The sequence below is a fragment of the Hymenobacter chitinivorans DSM 11115 genome (assembly GCF_002797555.1).
Lineage (GTDB): Bacteria > Bacteroidota > Bacteroidia > Cytophagales > Hymenobacteraceae > Hymenobacter > Hymenobacter chitinivorans.
In genome coordinates this window covers 1,099,840-1,120,851 of record NZ_PGFA01000001.1, presented here as the reverse complement: position 1 = coordinate 1,120,851, position 21,012 = coordinate 1,099,840, and the positions used below count along the sequence as shown (strand labels likewise).

16 protein-coding genes are annotated in these 21,012 nt (G+C 64.9%); 13 read left to right on the top strand and 3 right to left on the bottom strand.

Annotated features, from left to right (window positions below; translation table 11 throughout):
- The first annotated feature begins 20 nt into the window (after nucleotides 1-20).
- From CLV45_RS04710 to CLV45_RS04695, 4 genes are all read left to right on the top strand, one after another.
- Nucleotides 21-1,112, top strand: a complete 1,092-nt coding sequence (locus CLV45_RS04710) for a BamA/TamA family outer membrane protein (protein ID WP_211289901.1) — start codon at nucleotides 21-23, stop codon at nucleotides 1,110-1,112.
- Nucleotides 1,113-1,175: 63 nt separating this feature from the next.
- Complete coding sequence (locus CLV45_RS04705) at nucleotides 1,176-1,868, top strand: TIGR04283 family arsenosugar biosynthesis glycosyltransferase (RefSeq protein ID WP_100335233.1); 693 nt, start codon at nucleotides 1,176-1,178, stop codon at nucleotides 1,866-1,868.
- Nucleotides 1,868-2,866, top strand: a complete 999-nt coding sequence (locus CLV45_RS04700) for an NAD-dependent epimerase/dehydratase family protein (protein ID WP_100335232.1) — start codon at nucleotides 1,868-1,870, stop codon at nucleotides 2,864-2,866. Before CLV45_RS04705 ends, CLV45_RS04700 begins: the two co-directional genes overlap by 1 nt.
- On the top strand, nucleotides 2,859-3,755 hold the full coding sequence (locus CLV45_RS04695; protein WP_100335231.1) for an SDR family oxidoreductase: 897 nt from the start codon (nucleotides 2,859-2,861) through the stop codon (nucleotides 3,753-3,755). Before CLV45_RS04700 ends, CLV45_RS04695 begins: the two co-directional genes overlap by 8 nt.
- Before the next feature lie 246 nt (nucleotides 3,756-4,001).
- Here CLV45_RS04695 and CLV45_RS04690 read toward each other — a convergent pair whose 3' ends face one another.
- Nucleotides 4,002-7,160 (bottom strand): TonB-dependent receptor, encoded by a 3,159-nt coding sequence (locus CLV45_RS04690; RefSeq protein WP_100335230.1) that lies wholly within the window; start codon nucleotides 7,158-7,160, stop codon nucleotides 4,002-4,004.
- Between the two features lie 349 nt (nucleotides 7,161-7,509).
- Between CLV45_RS04690 and CLV45_RS04685 the strand changes: the two genes are divergently transcribed.
- The 3 genes from CLV45_RS04685 to CLV45_RS04675 are packed head-to-tail and all read left to right on the top strand — an operon-like array spanning nucleotide 7,510 to nucleotide 10,282.
- Complete coding sequence (locus tag CLV45_RS04685) at nucleotides 7,510-8,556, top strand: methyltransferase domain-containing protein (RefSeq protein WP_100335229.1); 1,047 nt, start codon at nucleotides 7,510-7,512, stop codon at nucleotides 8,554-8,556.
- A 35-nt stretch (nucleotides 8,557-8,591) separates the two neighbouring features.
- The gene (gene arsS, locus CLV45_RS04680) at nucleotides 8,592-9,641 is read left to right on the top strand and encodes an arsenosugar biosynthesis radical SAM (seleno)protein ArsS (RefSeq protein ID WP_100335228.1); all 1,050 of its coding nucleotides are present in this window, start codon (nucleotides 8,592-8,594) and stop codon (nucleotides 9,639-9,641) included.
- A gap of 38 nt (nucleotides 9,642-9,679) precedes the next feature.
- Entirely contained in the window at nucleotides 9,680-10,282 is a 603-nt protein-coding gene (locus CLV45_RS04675; protein ID WP_100335227.1) for a TIGR04282 family arsenosugar biosynthesis glycosyltransferase, read from the top strand.
- Between the two features lie 79 nt (nucleotides 10,283-10,361).
- On the opposite strand, the gene CLV45_RS04670 is transcribed toward CLV45_RS04675, so the two are convergent.
- Entirely contained in the window at nucleotides 10,362-10,568 is a 207-nt protein-coding gene (locus tag CLV45_RS04670; RefSeq protein WP_100335226.1) for a heavy-metal-associated domain-containing protein, read from the bottom strand.
- Nucleotides 10,569-10,747: 179 nt separating this feature from the next.
- Nucleotides 10,748-11,536, bottom strand: coding sequence for a DUF305 domain-containing protein (locus CLV45_RS04665; protein ID WP_157807293.1), 789 nt, complete (start codon nucleotides 11,534-11,536; stop codon nucleotides 10,748-10,750).
- Between the two features lie 474 nt (nucleotides 11,537-12,010).
- Between CLV45_RS04665 and CLV45_RS04660 the strand changes: the two genes are divergently transcribed.
- The 6 genes from CLV45_RS04660 (at nucleotide 12,011) to CLV45_RS04635 (ending at nucleotide 20,991) form a co-directional block, all read left to right on the top strand.
- Complete coding sequence (locus CLV45_RS04660) at nucleotides 12,011-14,281, top strand: heavy metal translocating P-type ATPase (protein WP_100335224.1); 2,271 nt, start codon at nucleotides 12,011-12,013, stop codon at nucleotides 14,279-14,281.
- A 15-nt stretch (nucleotides 14,282-14,296) separates the two neighbouring features.
- On the top strand, nucleotides 14,297-14,674 hold the full coding sequence (locus CLV45_RS04655) for a cupredoxin domain-containing protein (RefSeq protein ID WP_100335223.1): 378 nt from the start codon (nucleotides 14,297-14,299) through the stop codon (nucleotides 14,672-14,674).
- Between the two features lie 84 nt (nucleotides 14,675-14,758).
- Nucleotides 14,759-15,637 (top strand): EamA family transporter, encoded by an 879-nt coding sequence (locus CLV45_RS04650; RefSeq protein WP_100335222.1) that lies wholly within the window; start codon nucleotides 14,759-14,761, stop codon nucleotides 15,635-15,637.
- A gap of 130 nt (nucleotides 15,638-15,767) precedes the next feature.
- A complete protein-coding gene (locus CLV45_RS04645) occupies nucleotides 15,768-17,222 on the top strand; it encodes a 3' terminal RNA ribose 2'-O-methyltransferase Hen1 (RefSeq protein ID WP_100335221.1) in 1,455 nt (484 codons plus the stop codon).
- 262 nt (nucleotides 17,223-17,484) lie between these two features.
- Nucleotides 17,485-20,139, top strand: a complete 2,655-nt coding sequence (locus CLV45_RS04640; protein WP_100335220.1) for a polynucleotide kinase-phosphatase — start codon at nucleotides 17,485-17,487, stop codon at nucleotides 20,137-20,139.
- Nucleotides 20,140-20,220: 81 nt separating this feature from the next.
- On the top strand, nucleotides 20,221-20,991 hold the full coding sequence (locus tag CLV45_RS04635; RefSeq protein ID WP_100335219.1) for a nucleotidyltransferase domain-containing protein: 771 nt from the start codon (nucleotides 20,221-20,223) through the stop codon (nucleotides 20,989-20,991).
- The last annotated feature ends 21 nt before the right edge of the window (nucleotides 20,992-21,012 follow it).

The window sequence follows — 21,012 nt, the reverse complement described above, 5'->3', positions numbered from 1 at the left end:
TTGGCAAATTACTCGTTCTGATGCTGCTTCTCACCGCCGCCCTGCTCGGTGCCACCGCGCTGGCCCCACCCGACAGTCTGCCGCGGCGGCGCCTGACGTTGATTCCGCTGCCGCTGGTGTACTACACCCCCGAAACCCGCCTGGCCTACGGGGCCGCCCTGACGGCCACGCTGCGGTTTCGGCGGGATTCCGCCTTTGCCGAGGCCCGGCCCTCGCAGCTCACGCTGGGCGCGGCCTACACCCAAAACCGCCAGCTGCTGCTGTATGTGCCGTTTCAGCTCTTTTACGCCCGCAATACCTACTACGCCTACGGCGAGGCCGGCTACTACCGCTACAACTATTATTTCTACGGCGTGGGCCAGCAGGAAGTACCCCGGGAGCTGTACGGCGTCAATTTCCCCCGGGTGCGCCTCAACGCGTTTCGGCGGGTAGGGCCGGCATTGCGCCGGGGCAAGCTTTACGCCGGCCTGCGCTACCAGTACGAGGAGTACGACGTGACCAGCACGGCCGCCGGCGGGCTGCTGGGCAGCGGCACCGTGCCCGGGGGCCGGGGCAGCCGCCTGCGCGGGGGCGGCCTGGGGTTGTTTTTCGACTCGCGCGACAAGGTTTTCTTTCCCAGCAAAGGCGTGGTGGCCGACCTGACCTACCTGCACCGCAACCGGGCCACGGCCCCCGACGGGCCCACCACCCGCTTCAGTCGCTACGTGGCCGACGTGTCGTCGTACCACCGGCTGCACCCGCGCGCCATCCTGGCGTTGAACTACTTCGCTAGTTTCACGGCTGGCACGGCGCCATTTAATGCGTTGTCGTTGCTGGGCGGCACCCGGCGCCTGCGCGGCTACTACGAGGGCCGCTACCGCGACCAGCACGCGGGCCTGGTGCAGGCCGAGCTGCGGCTGGCCGCGTACCGGCGGCTGGGCGCGGTGGCCTTCGGCGGCGTGGGCGCTCTGGGCGACTCCGGGGCCCTGCTGCGCCTTGACAGCCCGAAAGCGGCGTACGGGGGCGGACTGCGCTTCGTGCTCAACCGGCGCGACCAGCTCAACCTCCGCCTCGACTACGCCCTGGGCCACGAATCAAGTGGCTTCTACCTGACCATCGGCGAGGCTTTTTAGCCGAAAATCTTCGTAAACTGCTTACCTAAATACCGTTCCTTCCGCTCCCTCCTCCCCTCCCCCATGGTTCTCAGCGTCATCATTCCCACCTGCAACGAAGCGGCCAACATTGGCCGCGTAATCGGGCAGCTGCGCCAATACGCTCCCGCCGGGGCGGTGGAAGTGCTGGTAGTGGATGCCGCCAGCCCCGACGGCACCGCCGAGCTGGCCCGGCAGGCCGGGGCCACGGTACTTACCGCCCCCAAGCCGGGCCGGGCCGCCCAGATGAACCACGGCGCCCACCACGCCACGGGCGAGATTCTCTACTTCGTGCACGCCGACGTGGGCATTCATCCCGACTACGTGGCCACCATCCGGCAAGCCGTGACCGAGGGCTACGAGGCCGGCTGCTACCGGTTCCGGTTCGACTCCCGCCACCCGCTGCTGCGCCTCAACAGCTACGGCACCCGCTTCCAGGGCATTATGAGCCGGGGCGGCGACCAGACCCTGTTTATCACCCGCGCGCTGTTTGATCAGCTGCAGGGCTTCGATGAGCACTACTGCATCATGGAGGACTTCGACATCATCCGGCGCATCCGGCGGCAGGCCCGCTTCCTGATTGTGCCCCAGGACGTGGTGGTGTCGGCCCGCAAGTACGAAACCAACAGCTGGCTGCGGGTGCAACTAGCCAATCTGACGGCCTTTTCGCTGTTTTTCCTCAACGTGGCCCCCACCCGCATTGCCCGCACCTACAAGGCCATGCTCAACTACCGCTGATGCTGCCCCGAGTTCTGGTAACCGGCGCCGGCGGCTTTTTGGGCCGCCACCTCGTGGAGCAGCTCCTGCGGCAGGGCTACCCGGTGCGGGCCCTGGTGCGTGGCGCGGCAGCTTCCTCGCCGTTGCCGGCGCTTTCATCCTTGCCCATCGAGGTCTGGGAAGGCGACGTTACCCAGCTTGCCACGCTGACGGGCTGTGCAGAAGGCTGCGGGGCCATACTCCACGCCGCGGCCCTGGCCCAGGTTAATCCGGCCCGGAACCCGGCCGTGTGGGCCGCCAACCTGACGGGCACCCAGAATGTGCTGCACCTGGCCCGGCAAGCCGGCGTGGGCCGCTTCGTGTACGTGGGCACGGCCAACGTTTTCGGCTTTGGCTCCCGGCAGCGGCCCGGCGACGAAACCCGGCCCTTTGCCGGCCGCCGCTACGGCCTCGACTACATGGACAGCAAATGGGCCGCCACCAAGCTGGTGCTGCAAGCAGTAACCCAGGAACAGCTGCCGGCCGTACTGGTCCACCCCACCTTCATGCTCGGCCCCGGCGACGCCAAGCCCACGTCCAACGCCCTGCTGCTGGAGCTCTACCGGGGCAAGCTGCCGGGCTACCCACCGGGCGGCAAAAACTACGTGCACGTGCGGGACGTGGCCGTGGCTACGGTGAATGCCCTGACCCGGGGCCGGGTGGGCGAATCCTACATTCTGGGCAATGAAAACCTGAGCTACCGGGACGCCTTTGCCCGAATCAGTCGGGTGCTGGGCGTGGCCCCGCCGCGCTGGCCCATTCCGGCCGGCCTGGCTACCCTCTACGGCCACTTCTGCGACCTGCAGACCCGCCTCACCCGCCGCCCGGCTCAGCTCAACGCGGCCATGGCAGCCGTGGCCAACGACGGGCATTATTTCTCGGTGCAGAAAGCCCGCACCGAACTGCACTTACCCCAGACAAACCTGGAAACGGCCGTGGCCGAAGCCCTGGCCTGGTTTAAAGCCCACCACTATGTCTGATTCCGCCCCTGCCGCCGCCACCGCTCCGGCTACTTCCGCCCCCCCAGCTGCCGCCGGACTGCCCCGGCCGGGCGCCCCCGGCGTATTCGCGGGCCAAGTGGCCATTGTCACGGGCTCCGAATCGGGTATTGGGCGCGAAACGGCCCGGCGCCTGGGCCAGCAGGGCGCCGCCGTGGTGCTCAACGGCCGCAATGCCGAGCGCCTGGCCGCCACCCGCCAGGAGTTTGAAGCGGCCGGCCTGGCCGTGGCCAGCTGCGTGGCCGACGTCACCGACTACGCGGCCTGCGAAGTGCTGGTTGACACGGCCATCCAGGCATTCGGCCGCCTCGACATCCTGATTACCAACGCCAGCATTTCCCAGCGCGCCTACTTCGCCGCCATGCAGCCCGAGGTGTTCCGCCAGGTGCTCGACAGCAACGTCTACGGCTCGGTGTACCCGCTCAAAGCCGCCCTGCCCCATTTGGTGCAGAGCCAGGGTTGCGTCACGTTTATTTCCTCGATTTCGGCTCTGAACGGTATGCCCAGCGGCTCGGCCTACTGCGCCGGCAAAGCGGCCATTGCCAACCTGGCCCACACCCTGCGCCTGGAGCTGGCCGAAACCGGTATTCACTTCGGCGTGGTCCACATCGGCTTCACCCAGAACGACCCGGAAAAGCGCGTGCTCGACGCGGCCGGCCAACCCGTGCCCATTGCCCACCGCCCGCCGCGCTGGCAAAAGTCGCAGGCCGAGGTGGCGGCCATCATCCTGAGTCACATCCGGCGGCGGCGGCAGCGTACCGTTATTTCGGCCCTGGGCCGGCTCATCGTGCTGGTCCACACCTGGCTGCCCGCCCTCGGTGACTGGATAGTGCTGCGCACCATCCGGCGGATGCGGCATTTTTACGAGTAAGATTGAAGCCCGCAGCCCTTAGAGGCATTTGTAAAAAGTCGGCTGTCCTCCTGAGCTTTTGCGAAGGATCTTCCTCGCCTACCCCACTGCGGGTTATACCAATGTAAAAAGCCCTCTACCAGCAGTTGGTAAAGGGCTTTGAGCGTTGAATCGGGTTTGTCACTCAGGCGAGGAAGGTCCTTCGCAAAAGCTCAGGAGGACAGCCGAAATAACCTGGATGCGGAATACCTTGGTCAGCGGAATACCTTAGTTAAACGAGTAGCGCAGCCCCAGCTGGCCCTGCCAGCGGGAGCTGATGGGGTCGGTTTGCCAGGGCGTGCCGGCGGGGTTCTTGAACTGGTACACCGGCCGGTTATTCTCGATGCGCACGAAGTCGAGCAGGGCGTAGCCGGAGTTATTAATGTTGGGCACGAAGTACTGCCGGCCCCAGCTGTTGCGCAGCAAGTTGCCCAGGTTGATGACGTCGAAGGTGACTTCCAGGCGCTGGGCCCCGCTGGCGGTGAGCGGCAGCTTGGCCGTTAGGCGCAAATCCAGCTGCTGGGTCCAGGGCGTGCGGGCGGCGTTGCGCTCGGCGTAGCGCCCGCGCCGGCTCGCCAGGTAAGGGTCGTTGGCAATGTAGGCGGCCAGCTGCTCGTACTGCTGCTGAGCCGACACGAGCACGGCCCCGCCGGGCCCGGTAATGTTGGCCAGGGTAATATCGGCGCTGGAGGCGGGCACAAACAGCACGTCGTTCTTAGCCGACCCGTCGCGGTTTACGTCGCCCTCGTACACGTAGGAATACGGGCTACCCGAGCGGGCAATGTAAATCAGGCTGGCGCTGAGGCTGGCCCGCTCCCGCACCTTGAGCGTGTAGTACAGGTTGCCGATAAACTTGTGGCGCAGGTCGAAGTTGGAATACGCCAAAGCCGGCGAGTTGGCCACCAGGGCCTGGTTCCACTCGTAATTGGCCGCCGGCGACACCCGCACCCCGTTCACGATGTCCTTGCTCTGGCCGTAGCTGTAGCCCGCGTAGGCCTCCAGCTTGTCGGCCACGCGCTTGGTGAGCGTGAAGGTGGCGTTGTAGTTGTAGCCCTGGCGGGTGTTGCTCATCACGAAGACGTTGGTAAAGGCCGGATCAATCTTGGCCGCGTTGCCGGTGGCGGCAAAGTAGGGTCGGTTGTCGGCGCCCTCGAAAGTGGCCTTGTTGTCCTTGAAGTTGATGGACTGAAACAGCACCCCCGCCACCACTTTCGACACCAGCCCCTCGGCCGTGAAGGTCAGCTCGTAAGGCAGCTTCACGTCGAAAGCCAGGGTGGATTTCCAGTCCCGGGGCAGCTTGAAGTCGTTGTCAATCAGGTTGATTTCGGCAATTCCGGGCTGCACCGCCTGCAGGGTCGAGAGGTCCTGGGCAATGGGCAGCGCCCCGGTGGGCCGGTAGTCGATGTTGTTGTAGCGGTTGCCGGAAATGTAGTGGGCGTAGGCGTACCACACGAACGGAATCCGGCCCGTAAACAGGCCCGAGCCGCCCCGCAGCTGCATGGTGCTGGCCTCGTTGAGCTGGTAGTTGAAGCTCAGGCGCGGGTTGAGCTGGGGCACGCCGCCAAACTTATTCTGGTACTGGCCAAACTCCGGATTCTTGAACACGGCCGGGTTCAGGGGCACCTTGTCGGGGTGCAGCTGCATGTCCAGGCGCAGGCCGGCCTGCACCGTCAGGCGGGTGCTGAGGCGGTAGTCGTCCTGGGCGTAGAGGCTCAGCAGCATAGCCCGGAAGTCGGCCGAGGGCAGGCTTTTGTTGTAGGCCGGGTCGTTGCTCTCGGTGTTGTACACGCCCCGCACCCGGTTGGGCCGGCTGTTGAGAAAGGCATCCACCGACGAGTACTGCCAGCGCCCGTTGAAGGCCGTCAGAAAGCGGTACTCAATGGCGTTCAGCTCGTTGCTGGTGCCCAGCGTGAGCGTGTGCTTGTCCCGGAAAATGGTCAGGTTGTCGGTGAGCTGGGTGGTGCTCAGGCCCGAGCCGTACACGGCCGCCTCCCGGTAAGTACCCGCGTAAATGACGGTGGAGGTGTTGTAGTTGATTTCCAGGTGCGGAAACAGTGGCCCGTCGTACGTCCGGTTTTCGTTCACCGTGTTATAGCCCACAATCAGCTGGTTGGAAACCCGGCTGGTAAACGAGCTTTTGAGCTCGGCCACCAAGCTGTTGGTGCGGCTGTGGTGCCGAAAGCCCTGGTTGCCGAAGTTGAGCACCGTCGGGGAGCGTTCCAGGTTGTCGGCAAAGCCCGTGACGTAGTTGTCGCGCAGGCTCAGGCGGTGCTTGTCGGAAATATTGTAGTCGAGGCGGAGCAGGAATTTGTCGCTGTTGCGCTTAATGGCCACGTCGCCCACGGTGCCGGGGTCGTAGCCGTACTGGGTTTGCAGAAAGTCGCTGATTTGCCGGGCCACTTCCCGGGGCACGTTGGCCCCGGCCGCGCCGGGGGCGTACGAAACCGGCTCCTCCCGGCGCTGCAGCTCGTAGTTGCCGAAGAAAAACAGCTTGTTCTTCACAATCGGCCCGCCCAGGCTCAGGCCCGACTGCACGTCGTAGTAGCTTTCAATGGGCGTGCGCAGGCCGTCCACGCTCTTGCCAGTAAGGGCCTGGTTGCGGGCGTAGCTGTAGGCGCTGCCGGCCAGCCGGTTGGTGCCGCCCTTGGTTACGGCGTTGATGTTGGCCCCGGTGAAGTTGCCCAGCGTGACGTTGAAGGGCGAAATGACCACCGATATTTCGTCGATGGCGTCGAGGGAAATGGGCTGGGTACCGGCCAGGGCCCCGGGCGTGCCGGCCGCCACCGTGCCGCCGGCCCCGCTGGCCGGTTCCTGAAACCCGAGCACGTCGTTGGTGGCCATACCGTCGATGCTCAGGTTGTTGAAGCGGTAGTTGGAGCCCCCAAACGAGTTCTTGTTGCCCTGGGGCATGAGCTTGGTTAAGTCGCCCAGGCTGCGGTTGACGGTGGGCGTGTTGCGAATGGCCTGCTGGCTGAGGTGGTAGGCCTGCCCGTTTTTGTCGGCCGTAAACGGGTCACTTTTGTCGCCGGTAACTTGCACGCCGGCCAGCTCGGTGCTGGCCTCGACGAGCGTAAAGGTTTGCCGCGTCACCTTGCCCAAGCTCAAATACAGCTCGTCCCGGGTTTGGGAAGTGTAGCCCACGAAGCTGACCACCACCTGGTAAGGGCCGCCGGGCTTGAGGTTGTTCAGCAGAAACTGCCCCCCGCCGTCGGACTGCGTGCCGCTGCGCGTGCCGGTAGGCAGGTGGGTAATGACGACGGTGGCCCCGGGAATAGCTCCGCCCGCCGCACCCACGACCAGGCCCTCCAGGGCGCTGGTCGTGACCTGGGCCCGGCCGCTAAACGACAACAAAAGAACGAATAACAGGACGGGTAAGCATTTTTTCATGCGGGGACCTGGAGGAGTTAGAGCAGGTAAGAGCGGCTGAGCCGGGGCGCCGCGTGGGCCGACCTACGTAGCGGACCGGGCCCAAGGATTTAGCCGAACGGGTGAATATAGCTGGCTCGGCAGTAGCTTCCGGGCGGCCTGGCCTGGCGCCCCGCGAAACTTCTTGCCGAACTGGCGCTTTATAAAGGCCGGCGCGGCGGGCCCGAACTCCGGCGAATGGGTTAACTTGCTTGCCAGGTCGCTTTTTTGCCCCGCCCGCTCCCGGCCCTAATCCGGAAGCCTCCTAAATTTCGTAGCTGCCCCAGGCCCCGCCCGGCTTCCACTCACTTTCTACTTCTCCCTTTTTCTCATGGAGCAACACATTCAGGCCCAGGTCCAGGACTACTACGGTACCGCGCTGCAAACCAGCCACGACCTGAAAACCAACGCCTGCTGCACCGACGACATTCCGGCGGCCCACAAGCGGATTCTGGCCCAGCTGGAGACGGAAGTGCTGGAGAAATACTACGGCTGCGGCGTGTGCATCCCCTCGGCCGTGGAGGGCCTCACCGTGCTGGATCTGGGCTCGGGCTCCGGCCGCGACGCCTATTTACTGTCCAAGCTGGTCGGCGAGCGGGGCCGCGTCATTGGCGTGGATATGACCGAGGAGCAGCTGGCCGTGGCCCGGCGCCACGTGGCGGCCCACACCGCCACCTTTGGCTACCAGCAGCCCAACGTGGAATTCCGCCACGGCTTTATCGAAGACCTGCACTCGGCGGGCCTCGAAGACAACAGTGTGGATCTGGTCGTGAGCAACTGCGTGCTGAACCTGAGCACGGATAAAGTGGCCACCTACCGCGAGATTTTCCGGGTGCTCAAGCCCGGCGGGGAGCTCTTTATTGCCGACGTCTTCTCGGACCGGCGCGTGCCCGAAACCCTGCGCCAGGACCCGGTGCTCTACGGCGAGTGCCTGAGTGGGGCCTTGTACATCGAGGATTTCCGCCGCCTGCTGCGCGAGCTGGGCATCCGCGACTACCGCCTCACGGCCCAGCGCCGCCTCACCATCGACAACGCCGAGATTGAGCGCAAGGTCGGCAACATCAAGTTCTACTCGCTCACGGTGCGGGCCTTCAAGCTCGACCTGGAAGACCAGTGCGAGGACTACGGCCAGGTGGCCACCTACCTGGGCACCGCCCCCGACGAGCCCCACAGCTTCACCCTCGACGACCACCACGTGTTCGAAACCGGCCGGCCGGTGCTCGTGTGCGGCAACACCGCCGACATGCTCACGCGCACCCGCTACGGCGCCCATTTCCGCGTGGATGGCACCAAAAACCAGCACTTCGGCTTATTCCCCTGCGGCCCTGCTCCCACGAGTACCGCTGCCGCCACCGAAACCACTGGCAGCTGCTGCTAACCCGGCCCGGCCCTCATTTCCCTTGTATTGAGCTCATGACTAAGTCCTTAAGGGCCACTGGCCACCAGCTGGCCGATTCGTCGTTCCAACTCACCGTGCTGCGCCAGGAAGTAGCCGAAACGCTGCACCTGCCCCTGTTTCACGAGAAGCTCGGCGCCGCGGGTCTGTTTCCGCTTACGCCCGTGGCCCCGGCCGTGCTCCAGATCAACGTGGGCAAGATGTGCAACCAGGTGTGTAAGCACTGCCACGTAGATGCCGGCCCGGACCGCAAGGAAATCATGACCCGGCAGACCATGCAGTACTGCCTCGACGCGCTGGCCCAAACCGATATTCCGACGGTGGACCTCACCGGCGGCGCCCCGGAAATGAACCCCGACTTCCGCTGGTTCGTGGAGGAAATCAGCAAGCTGGGCCGCAAGGTGCTCGTGCGCTGCAACCTGACCATCATCGTGGCCAATAAGAAGTACTACGACCTGCCCGAATTTTTCAAAAAGCACGGCGTGGAAGTGGTCAGCTCCCTGCCCTTCTACAGCGCGGCCAAAACCGACAGCCAGCGCGGCGACGGGGTGTTTGAGGACTCGATTCGGGCGCTGAAAATGCTCAACGCCGTGGGCTACGGACAGGCAGGTTCGGGCCTGGTGCTCAACCTGGTGTACAACCCGGCCGGGGCGTTTTTGCCCGGCGGACAGAAGGGCCTGCAGGACCAGTTTAAGCGGGTGCTGCTCAAAGACCACGGCATCGTCTTCAACGAGCTGTTTGCCATTACCAACATTCCCGTGAGCCGCTACCTGGACTACCTGATTGAGTCGGGCAACTACGCGGGCTACATGGAAAAGCTGGTCAACGCCTTCAACCCCGTGGCCGCGGCCGGCGTGATGTGCCGCAACACGATTTCGGTGGGCTGGGACGGCGGCCTCTACGACTGCGACTTCAACCAGATGCTGGACCTACACGTGGCCAGCACCGTGCAGCACATCCGCGACTTCGACGCCGCCACGCTGGCCCAACGGCCCATTGTGGTCAACCAGCACTGCTACGGCTGCACGGCCGGCGCGGGCTCCAGCTGCGGCGGTACCGTGGCCTAGCTCTTTTACGTTTTGAACCACTGCGCAGTACCCGCCTGATGGCCGACCACCTGCTACTTTTTGCCCGCCACCCGGCCCTGGGCCTGGTCAAAACCCGCCTGGCGCATACCGTGGGCGACGAGGAAGCCCTGCGCGTGTACCAGGAGCTGCTGGACCACACCCGCGCGGCGGCCGACGGCGTGGCCGCGGCCAAAACCCTGTGGCTGGCCGGCGAGCCGGCGGCAAGCCCGAATTTCTTCACCGATTGGCTTGGCTACGAGCAGCTACCCCAGCCCGCCGGGGAGCTTGGGCAGCGGATGCAGCACGCCTTCGAAGCCGCCTTTGCCGCCGGTGCCACCCGGGTCGTCATCATCGGCACCGACTGCCCGGAGCTGACCAGCACGCACTTACGGGAAGCTTTCGACCAGCTAGCCCACCACGAGGTCGTCGTGGGCCCGGCCCTGGATGGGGGCTACTACCTGCTGGGAATGCGCACGGTAGTCCCCGATTTTTTTCGGAACAAAGCCTGGAGTACTGACTCGGTACTGACCGACACCCTGGCCGACGCCGCCCGCCTGGGCCTGCGCGTGGCCCAGCTTGTGCCCCTGAGCGACGTGGACACCGCCAGCGACCTGCTGGCCTGGCAAAGCCGCCGCGGCTAACGTGTTGTTTGAACTCAAAACCCATAAAAACGCCTGCATTGCGCAGGCGTTTTTCGTTTACCGTAAAGTCAGCGGTCAGCTACACGGCTCGGGCCTCGAAGCCGGCATCCTCTACCAGGGCAATTACCTGAGCTTCGGTTAGCTCCCCGCTGATGGTCAACACCTTGTCGGGGTTAGCCGTGTCGACTTGCCAGGCGCTGATGGCCGGCTCGCCGTTCAGAGTAGGCGTTACGGCCTTGATGCAGCCGCCGCAGTTGATGTTGGTTTTGAACTGGAGGGTTTTCATAGAAGTAAAGTTGAGCCGCCCGAAACCAGACCGGGGTTGGCAGAATAAACGCCCAAAAGTACGGCGGGGTGCTGCCCGGCGGGTACAGAATTGCGCCGGCAGCTTGCAGGATTCTGCCCGCCTTCGTTTGAAACCGGCGCGTGACCAGGCCTGCCAACGGCTTGGACTTGAAGCGCGGGTTAGGCTTTCTTTTCCAGGTCCATGCCGCATTTGGGGCACTTGCCGGGGGCGTTGCTGCGGCCTCCGTCGCCCATGGGGCACTCGTAGAGGGCCGCGCCGGGCTTAATCTGGCCGGCGTGTTTCACCTGCCACACCTTGAATTGCTTGATTTCCTGCTCCTGAGCCGAAATTATTTGCTGGGCCAGCTGCTTGAGCTTGGAGTCCTGGCCGTGGGTTAGCTCCGCCTGGGCCATTGCCACGGCGCTCTGGTGGTGAGGTATCATCAGGGCGGCGTAGTCCTGGTCGACGCTGCCGCTGGGCTCGCCCAGGTTCAGCATCATGCCGTCCATTGAGGCCTTCAGCTGGCGGGTAAACGGGTCGGCCGGGTCGGTGGGCTTGTAGTTGGCCGGGGCCGCGTCGAGGCGGGTGGCTGCTTCCTGTAAAACCAGGATTTCCTGCTGCTGGTCGGCGCTGATTTTCTCGGCCATGGCCCGCAGTGTAGCGTCGGTGCCCTCTTTGAGCTCCAGGGCCGACATTTCGACGGCGCCTTTGTGGTGGGCCATCATCATTAGCGCAAAGTCGCGGTCGGTGTTGCCGGCAGGCTTAGCGCCCTCCATGTTCGTCATCATGGTGTTCATCAGTCCCTTCATGTCGGCAGTGGCCGGCCCATGGTGCATGGCCGAGTGGTCGGTGCTGGCGGTGGGCGCTTTGGGGTCGGTAGTGGTTGCGGCAGATTTTTGGTCGCCGCAACCAGTAAACAGCAACGTACCAGTGACCAGGGTGGCGAGCAGGCGGGCGGAGGAGTTCATGGAGGGGTGGGAATAAGGCCAAAGAAAAAGCGGGGGCAGCGCGTCAACCCGCTGGAAAAGACCAGCTAGCATACAAAGCCTGGGCCGTACGCTACCCAACACAACACAACGGGCCACCAGCGAGTTTGGAGCTTCTGGCAAAAGTAGAAACTCGGGGGTACAAAGGGCCGGCCGGTTTTAATCGGCGCCCACCAACCCCGGCCGCGGGTAGCCGGCCTGAATGAGCTCAAAACGTTCGGCACGGAAACCAGCGCGCCCTTTTCCCCGGTTTTACCAACGCAGTGGCCCCAGATTCAGCAAGTACGGGGCGCAATTCGGCAAGCTGGCGGCGCAAGCTGCAACTCAAATTATGCAAGAATGCGGCAGGATTCCGTACCAACTTCCGGCCGGGGCCCTTGTTCCTTTGTAGAGCCGGAAGACGAGCCGCGGCTGGCCGCCAACTGGGCCTTTTTGCTTTGTATTAGCTGTTTTGCAATGAATACGGTTGCTCCCGAAACTACTACCCTCGACATCGAAGGCATGACCTGCGCCTCGTGCGCGGCCTTTGTGGAGAAGTCCCTGACCCGTACGCCTGGCGTGCAGAGTGCGTTGGTCAACTACGCCACCGAAAAAGCCACGGTGCAGTACCTGCCCGACCAGGCCTCCCCCACCACCCTGAAGGAAGCCGTGGTAAAAGCCGGCTACGGCGTGGTGGAGCGCGCCCCCGACACCAGCGCCGCCGACCGCCAAGCCGCCCTCGACGAGCAGAAAGCCCGCACCTACCAGCAGCTCAAGCGCCGCTTCTGGGTGGCCGTGGGCTTGGCCGTCGTCATCATGCCGCTGAGCATGCTTATGCTCTGGCCCGCTTTGCTGCAGCGCGTCAACATGCAGGGGCTCAATTATATCTTGCTGCTGCTCACGCTGCCGGTGCTGCTCTACAGCGGGCGGGAGTTTTACGTCTCGGCCTGGAACGGCCTGCGCCACCGGGCTGCCAACATGGACACGCTCATTGCCGTGGGCACCGGGGCCGCGTTTGCCTACAGCCTGGCCGCTACCGTCGTACCGGGCTTTTTCACCAGCCGCGGCCTGATGCCCGAGGTCTATTACGACACCACGGCCACCATCATTGCCCTGATTTTGCTGGGTAAAGTGTTGGAGCAGCGGGCCAAAACCCAAACGTCGGCGGCCATGAAGTCCTTGCTGGGCTTGCAGGCCAAAACGGCCCGGGTGGTGCGCCCCGGCGGCCAGGAAATCGACGTGCCCCTTGAGCAGGTGCAATTGAATGACGTAGTGGTGGTGCGGCCCGGCGAGAAAGTAGCCACCGACGGCGTACTGCTGGAAGGCGCCTCGGCCGTGGACGAGGCCATGCTGACGGGGGAAAGTTTGCCGGTGGAGAAAAAGCCCGGCGACGCGGTGTTCGGGGCCACGCTCAACACAACCGGCTCCTTCCGTTTCCGCGTCACCAAAGTCGGGGCCGACACGATGCTGGCCCAGATTGTGAAGCTGGTGGAAGATGCCCAGGGCAGCCGGGCCCCGATTCAGCGCCTGGCCGATAAAGTCAGCGCCATCTTCGTGCCCACGGTCGTGGTTATTGCCCTGCTCACCTTCGTGCTCTGGTTTGATTTGGCCCCGGTGGAAAGCCGCCTGCCGCTGGCCTTGGTCAACTTCGTGGCCGTACTCATCATTGCCTGCCCCTGCGCCCTGGGGCTGGCCACGCCCACGGCCATCATGGTCAGCACCGGCAAAGGCGCCGAGCACGGCGTGCTGATTCGCTCGGCCGAAGCCCTGGAAAAAGCGTACCGGGTCGATACCGTGCTGCTCGACAAAACCGGCACCATCACCCGCGGGGAGCCCGCCGTTACCGACTTCATCGTTGCCCCCGGCCAGGATGCCCGCCGGGTGCTGCAATTAGTAGCGGCCGTGGAGCGCCAGAGTGAGCACCCGCTGGCCGCCGCCGTAGTCCGCTACGCCGAGGCACAAGATGCCGCCGCGCTGCCCGCCACCAGCTTCCGGGCCGTGGCCGGACACGGGGCTGCCGCCACCGTCGAAAGCCAAGTTGTACTTATCGGCAACCGCCGCCTGCTGCAGGAAGAAGGCGTTGTACTACCTCCGGAGCTGGAAACCCCGGCCGCAGAGTTGCTCAGCCAGGCCCAAACCGTGCTCTACGTGGCCGTAGCCGGCCGGGCCGTGGGCGTGCTGGGCGTGGCCGATACCGTGCGCAACACTTCGGCGGCGGCTATCCGGCAATTGCAGCAGCAGGGCATTGAGGTGGTGATGATGACCGGCGACAACCCCCAAACGGCCGCCGCCGTGGCCGCCCAGGTGGGCATCACCCGCTACTTCGCCGAGGTCTTGCCCCCCGACAAAGCCGCCAAGGTCCAGGAGCTGCAGGCCGAGGGCCGTACCGTGGCCATGGTCGGCGACGGTATCAACGACGCTCCGGCCCTGGCCCGGGCCGACATCGGGCTGGCCATCGGCGCGGGCACCGACGTGGCCATGGAAGCGGCCGGCATCACGCTGATGCGCTCCGACCTGCAGGGCGTGGTTACGGCCATTGCCCTGAGCCGGCAAACGATTCGCGTTATCCGCCAGAACTTGTTTTTTGCCTTTATCTACAACTCGCTCGGCATTCCCGTGGCAGCGGGCCTGCTCTACCCCGTCTTTGGCTGGCTGCTCTCGCCCATGCTGGCGGCCGGGGCCATGGCCCTGAGCTCGGTGTCGGTGCTGACCAACTCGTTGCGCCTGCGCTCTTTTCGCGCCAATTAAGCTTTGTAACTTCTGATGGATACTGCCGAAATTTTCGTGACGCTGGGCGGGCTGGGCCTGGCCGCGTTTGTCATCTGGTACTTCTTCTTTTCGGCCCGGCAAACGGCCGCCGCTGCCTCTACCGCGGGCGGCGTGCAGCAAGTCGCCATTACCGTCAAGGGCGGCTACTCGCCGGAGGTGATTGAGGTGGAGCGGGGCCAGCCCGTGCAGCTTAGCTTCTATCGGGCCGAGGAAAACAGCTGCTCCGAAGAGCTGCTGCTGCCCGATTTCAGCATCCGCCGCGAGCTGCCCGCCTTCCGGACGACGCTGATAGAATTGCTGCCCCAGCGGGCCGGCGAGTTCGAGTTTACCTGCGGCATGGGCATGCTACGGGGCCGGCTCATCGTGAAATAGCGCCGCCCCGGGCTGGGTTGGCGGCCGGGGATTAGCCACTTTTGCAGCCGCGGCCGCCGGCATCAGCGGCGGCCGCCCCCCTGCATGAACGATACTCCGACTCCGCGCTTTACCCTGCCCCCCCTGCCCGCCGTGCTGCTTGCCATTGTGAGCGTGCAGGCCGGGGCCGCCATTGCCAAAGGTCTGTTTCCGGTGCTCGGCCCGGCCGCCACGACCAGCCTGCGCATCGGCTTGTCGGCCCTGATTCTGCTGGTCACGGTGCGGCCCCGGCTGGGGCAGCTGCAGGCCGCGCAGTGGCGGGTGGTAGCGCCCTACGGCCTGGCCCTGGGCACGATGAACTTTCTGTTCTACGAGTCGCTGGCCCGGATTCCGCTGGGCCTGGCCGTTACGCTCGAGTTTATCGGGCCGCTGAGTCTGGCCCTGGTTGGGGCCCGCCGCTGGTTCGACTTCGTGTGGGTGGTGCTGGCCGCAGCGGGCATTGCCCTGATTGCGCCCTGGTCGGGGCAGGGCATCGACTTGCTGGGCATGGGCCTGGCGCTGGCCGCGGGCGGCCTGTGGGCAGTGTATATCGTGCTGGGACAACGCACGGCCGCGGCGCTACCGGGTCCGGTGGCGGTGGCCGTGGGCATGCTTTTCGCGGCGCTGCCGGTGCTGCCGTTTGGGGTGGCCAGCGGCGGCCTGCTGGCCCTGACGCCGTATTTGCTGCTGCTGGCGGGTCTGCTGGCCTTGTTTTCCAGCGTGCTGCCCTTTTCACTGGAAATGCAGGCCCTGCGCACCATGCCCACCCGCACGTTCAGCATTCTGATGAGCCTGGAGCCGGTGGCCGCGGCCGTGTCGGGCTGGCTGCTGCTGGGCGAAAAGCTAACCTTGGCCCAATGGCTGGCCGTGCTCTTTATCGTGGTGGCCAGCGCGGGTGCTACCCTGACGACCAGTCGGCCCCAGCCCGCCCACGGCGGCGAGTAAGGGGGCCGAAAAAGCTCCCCCGTTCGTTCATGGCCCGGCCTGATTTGCCGGGTCAACTATTGCCGTGGTTTTCCGGCCCGGCCGCCTACCTTTGGTTACAGCCTGATTCTTTCTGCTTTATCCGCCCCCGATGCTGCTTACCATTACCACTACCCACCAGCCCGCCACCGATTTGGGCTACCTCTTGCACAAGAACCCGGCCCGCCTGCAAACCCTGGAGGTAGCCGGCGGCCAGGTCCATATTTTCTATCCCGAAGCCACCGCCGAGCGGTGTACGGCCGCCGTGCTGCTCGATATTGACCCCGTGGCGTTGGTGCGCAACCACCGCGGCCCGGCCGGCGAAGGATTTGCCCTGGAACAGTACGTCAACGACCGGCCCTACGTGGCTTCGTCCTTTCTGAGTGCGGCCCTGATCAAGGCCTTCAACACGGCCATGAACGGCACCTGCAAGGACCGCCCCGAGCTGCCCGAGGTGCTGCTGCCCCTGCAAGCCACCGTGGCCGTGATGCCCGCCGCCAGCGCCGAGCAGCTCGTCCGCCTGTTTGCGCCCCTGGGCTACGAAGTCGAAACCGCGGCCCACGTGCTGGACCCGACGGTGCCGGAGTGGGGCCACAGCCGCTATTTCACCCTGCACCTGCGCCACCCGGCCCTGCGCCTGCGCGACCTGCTGAGCCACCTCTACGTGCTGATTCCGGTGCTCGACAACGACAAGCACTACTGGGTAAACGCCCAGGAGGCTGAAAAGCTGCTGCACCGGGGCGCGGCCTGGCTGCCCCAGCACCCCGACCGAGAGTTCATCACCCGCCGCTACCTGCGCAACCTGGCCGAGTACGTCAACCCAACGTTGGAGCGCCTGCTGGCCGGCGACGAAGCCGCCTCGGACGACTCCCTGGAAGCCGTTCTGCCGCCGGATTCCGCAGCGGAGGACGTTGCGGGCAGCACTGAACCGGCCGGACCGGACCACGCCGAGCCGGCCGCCGAAAAGCAGAAGCTCCACGACGTGCGCCTCGACCGGGTGGCCGAGGAAATCCGCCGCCTGGGTGCCAAGCGCGTGCTGGACCTGGGCTGCGGGGAAGGCAAGCTGGTGCGCCGCCTGCTCCGGCTCCCGCAGGTGGAGCACATCCTGGCCATGGACGTGTCGATGCGGGAGCTGCAGCGGGCCCACGAGCGGCTGCACGTGGCCGAAATGCCCCCGCGGCAGCGCGAGCGGCTCACCCTGGCGCAAGGCTCGGTGCTCTACCACGACCCGCGCCTGACCGGCTACGACGCGGCGGCCGTGGTCGAAGTCATCGAGCACCTCGACGAAAACCGGCTGGCGGCCTTCGAGCAAGTGGTGTTTGCCCGCGCCCAGCCCGGGGCCGTGCTCGTGACCACGCCCAACGCCGACTACAACCAGCGCTACGAGCAGCTCTCGGCCGGCGACTTCCGCCACTCCGACCACCGCTTCGAGTGGAGCCGGGCGCAGTTTCTGGCCTGGGCCATGGGCGTGGCCGAACGTAATGGCTACCGGGTGCGCATCGAGCCCCTGGGGCCGGAAGCGGCGGAAGTCGGGGCACCTTCGCAGCTGGCCGTGTTTGAGCGGTAAGGAATCTAGCATACTAAGGTACTTTAGAACGTCATGCTGAGCTTGCCGAAGCATCTCTACCGCTTCGTTGCCACAGTAATTTGATTACCAAGGCGGTAGAGATACTTCGACTCCGCTGCGCTACGCTCAGTAGGACGACCTTCTTCGCTAAGGCCTTTTTACAACCACACCCGCGGTAAATACCTCATTCTGAACCATTATTAGTCTTCTCGCTGAATCTAAGTTGACAGCCGACTTTTCAGCCTTATGACTTTCCCTATTTATGCCCTACACGAATCTTAAGCTGCCCGAACTCTCCCTAGTGTTGCTCATCGGCACGTCCGGGGCGGGTAAGTCCACCTTTGCCCGCCGCCTGTTCCGCAGCTCCGAAATCGTGTCGTCGGACCAGTGCCGGGAGCTGGTGGCCGACGACGAAAACGACCAGGCCGCCACGCCCGATGCCTTTGCCCTGCTGCACTACCTGGTGGGCTTACGCCTCAAGCGCGGCCTGCTCACGGTGGTCGATGCCACCAACGTGCAGCCCGAAGCCCGCAAAACTCTGGTCCAGATGGCCCGCGACTACCACGTGCTGCCCACGGCCATCATCCTCGACGTGCCCGACCGGGTAGCTGAGGACCGCAACCGGGCCCGGGCCGAGCGGCAGCACATGGGCCGCCACGTGGTGCCCCAGCAGCGGCAGCAGCTGCGCCGTAGCCTCAAAACGCTCAAGCAGGAAGGTTTCCGCCACATTTTCCACTTGCGCGGCCCCGAGGAAGTGGACGCCGTGCAAACCATCGTGCGCGACCCGCTCTACAGTAACCGCAAGCAGGATACCGGCCCCTTCGACATCATCGGCGACGTCCACGGCTGCTACGACGAGCTGCTGCTACTACTCGAAAAGCTGGGCTACGCCGTGGAAACCGAGCCCGCGCTGGACGCCCGCGACCTGGGCCTGCGCGTAACGGCGCCCGAAGGCCGGCGCGCGCTGTTCCTGGGTGATTTGGTGGACCGGGGCCCGGCTTCGCCGCAGGTACTGCGCCTGGTCATGAGCATGGTGCAGGGCGGGCAGGCCCTGTGCGTGCCCGGCAACCACGACATTAAGCTGCTGCGCTACCTCAACGGCAAGCAGGTTAATGACAAGCACGGCTTCGCCGAAACGGTGGCCCAGCTAAGCCTGGAATCCGATACGTTTAAGAGCCAAGTGCGGCAGTTTCTGGACGGGCTGGTGAGTCATTACGTGCTGGATGGCGGCAAGCTGGTGGTGGCCCACGCCGGCATGCGCGAAGAAATGCAGGGCCGGGGCTCGGGCGCCGTGCGGGCCTTTGCCCTGTTTGGCGAAACCACTGGTGAAATCGACGAGTTCGGCCTGCCGGTGCGCTACAACTGGGCCTCCGAGTACCGCGGCCGGGCCACGGTGGTCTACGGCCACACGCCCGTGCCCGACCCCGAATGGCTCAACAACACCATCGACGTTGACACCGGCTGCGTATTCGGCGGCCGCCTCACCGCCCTGCGCTACCCCGAGCGGGAGTTGGTGGCCGTGCCCGCCGCCCAGGTGTACTGTGAGCCGGTGCGGCCGTTGGTTGTTAGTTCTCAGTTGTCAGTTGTTAGTGACAACGGAAACCAGCAGAACGACCTAACAACGAACAACCAACAACGAACAACTAATGGCCTGACCGCCCAGCAGCAGCACGACGATTTGCTCGACATCACCGACGTGCTGGGCAAGCAGATCATTAAAACCCGTTTGCTGCCGTCGGTGACGATTCGGGAGGAAAACGCCACGGCGGCCCTGGAGGTCATGTCGCGCTTTGCCCTGAACCCGAAATGGCTGCTGTATTTGCCGCCCACGATGAGCCCTTCGGAAACCAGTGCCCTGCCCGACTTGCTGGAGCACCCGGCCGAAGCCTTCGACTACTTCCGCCGCCAGGGCCTGAGCCGGGTGGTGTGCGAGGAAAAGCACATGGGCAGCCGCGTGGTGGTGGTTTTGGCCCAGAGCGAGGACGCGGCCCGGCGCCGCTTCGGCGTAGTGGGCGAAGGCCCCGGCAAGGTGTACACCCGCACCGGCCGCAACTTCTTCAACGACCCGGCCCTGGAAGCGGCCTTCCTGACCAAACTGCAGCAGGCCCTGACGACGGCCGGCTTCTGGGAACGGTTCCAGACCGACTGGCTCTGCCTTGATGCCGAGCTGCTGCCGTGGTCGGCCAAGGCCCAGGAGCTGATCAAAAACCAGTACGCCGCCGTGGCTGCCGCCGCCACCGCCGCCCTGCCCGAAGCTGCTGCGGTGCTCACCCAAGCCGCCACCCGGGGCCTCGACGGCGTGGAAGCCCTGCTGGCCCGGACCACGGCCCGCCAAACCGCCGCCCAGCACTACGCCGAAGCCTACCGCCGCTACTGCTGGCCGGTGGAAAGCCTGGCGGATTTGCGCCTGGCCCCGTTTCACCTGCTGGCCACTGAAGGCAAAACCTACTTCGACAAAGACCACGCCTGGCACATGGAAACCCTACGCGCCCTAAGTCAGGCCGACGAAAGTCTGCTGCGGGCCACGCCCTACCGGGTAGTTCATCTGGCCGACATTGCCGACGTGGAAGCCGCTACCCAGTGGTGGACCGACCTGACGGCGGCCGGCGGGGAAGGCATGGTGGTGAAGCCCTACGACTTTATTCCCGAGGGCAAAACCCTGGTGCAGCCGGCCCTCAAGTGCCGGGGCCGCGAGTACCTGCGCATTATCTACGGCCCGGATTATTTGCTACCCGGCAACCTGGAGCGCCTGCGCGAGCGGGGCGTGAAAGCCAAGCGCAACCTGGCTTTGCGCGAGTTTACCCTGGGTGTGGAAGGCCTGGAGCGGTTTGTGGCCGGGCAGCCGCTGCGGGCCGTGCACCAGTGCGTATTCGGGGTGCTGGCCCTGGAAAGTGAAGCCGTCGACCCCCGTTTATAGTTGTTAGTTATTGGTTGTCAGTTGTCAGAAACAGCCGTCAGCACGAACTACCAACTGACAACTACCAACCAACAACTAACTATGCAGACCCGCATTGCCGCTGCTCTTACCCGGCTTGAGGCGGACCACGACATCCGCATTCTGTACGCCTGCGAGTCGGGCAGCCGGGCCTGGGGCTTCCCCTCCCCCGATTCCGACTACGACGTGCGCTTTATCTACGTGCGGCGGCCCAGCTGGTATCTTACGCTCGACGAAGGGCCCGATACGCTCAACTTCCCCGTGGATGCGGAGCTGGATTTGGGTGGCTGGGATTTGCGCAAAACCCTGAAGCTGCTGCGCGCCTCCAACGCGGCGTTGTTTGAATGGCTCCAGTCGCCGACGGTGTACCACGCGGCACCCGAGTTTCGGCCGCTGCTGCAGCCGCTGCTGGCGGGCACATTCAACCTGCGGGCCGGCCTGCACCACTACCTGGGCCTGGTGCGCCGGGGGTTGGAAACGGACCTGACCGGGGAAGAAGTGCGGCTCAAGCGGTTGTTTTACGCCCTACGCTCGTCCCTGGCCGCCCGCTGGATTCGCACCCGCCACGCGCTGCCGCCGATGGAGTTTGCCCTGCTGCGGGACGAACTGCCCACGGCTTTGAATCTAGAAATAGACGAACTGCTAATCCGCAAAGCCCAGGCTACCGAAAAAATGACCGTGCCCCGCCCGGCGGCGCTGGTCGAGTTTCTGGCGCAGGAATATGCCGCCGGCCAGGCCGCCCGCGATGCGCTGCCCGTGCCCACCGGCCCCGACCCGACGCCCCAGCTCAACGCGGTATTCCACCAGCTGCTGGCCGACTCTTTTCCCGTCTAGCGCTTTTCCCTTTTGCTTTCT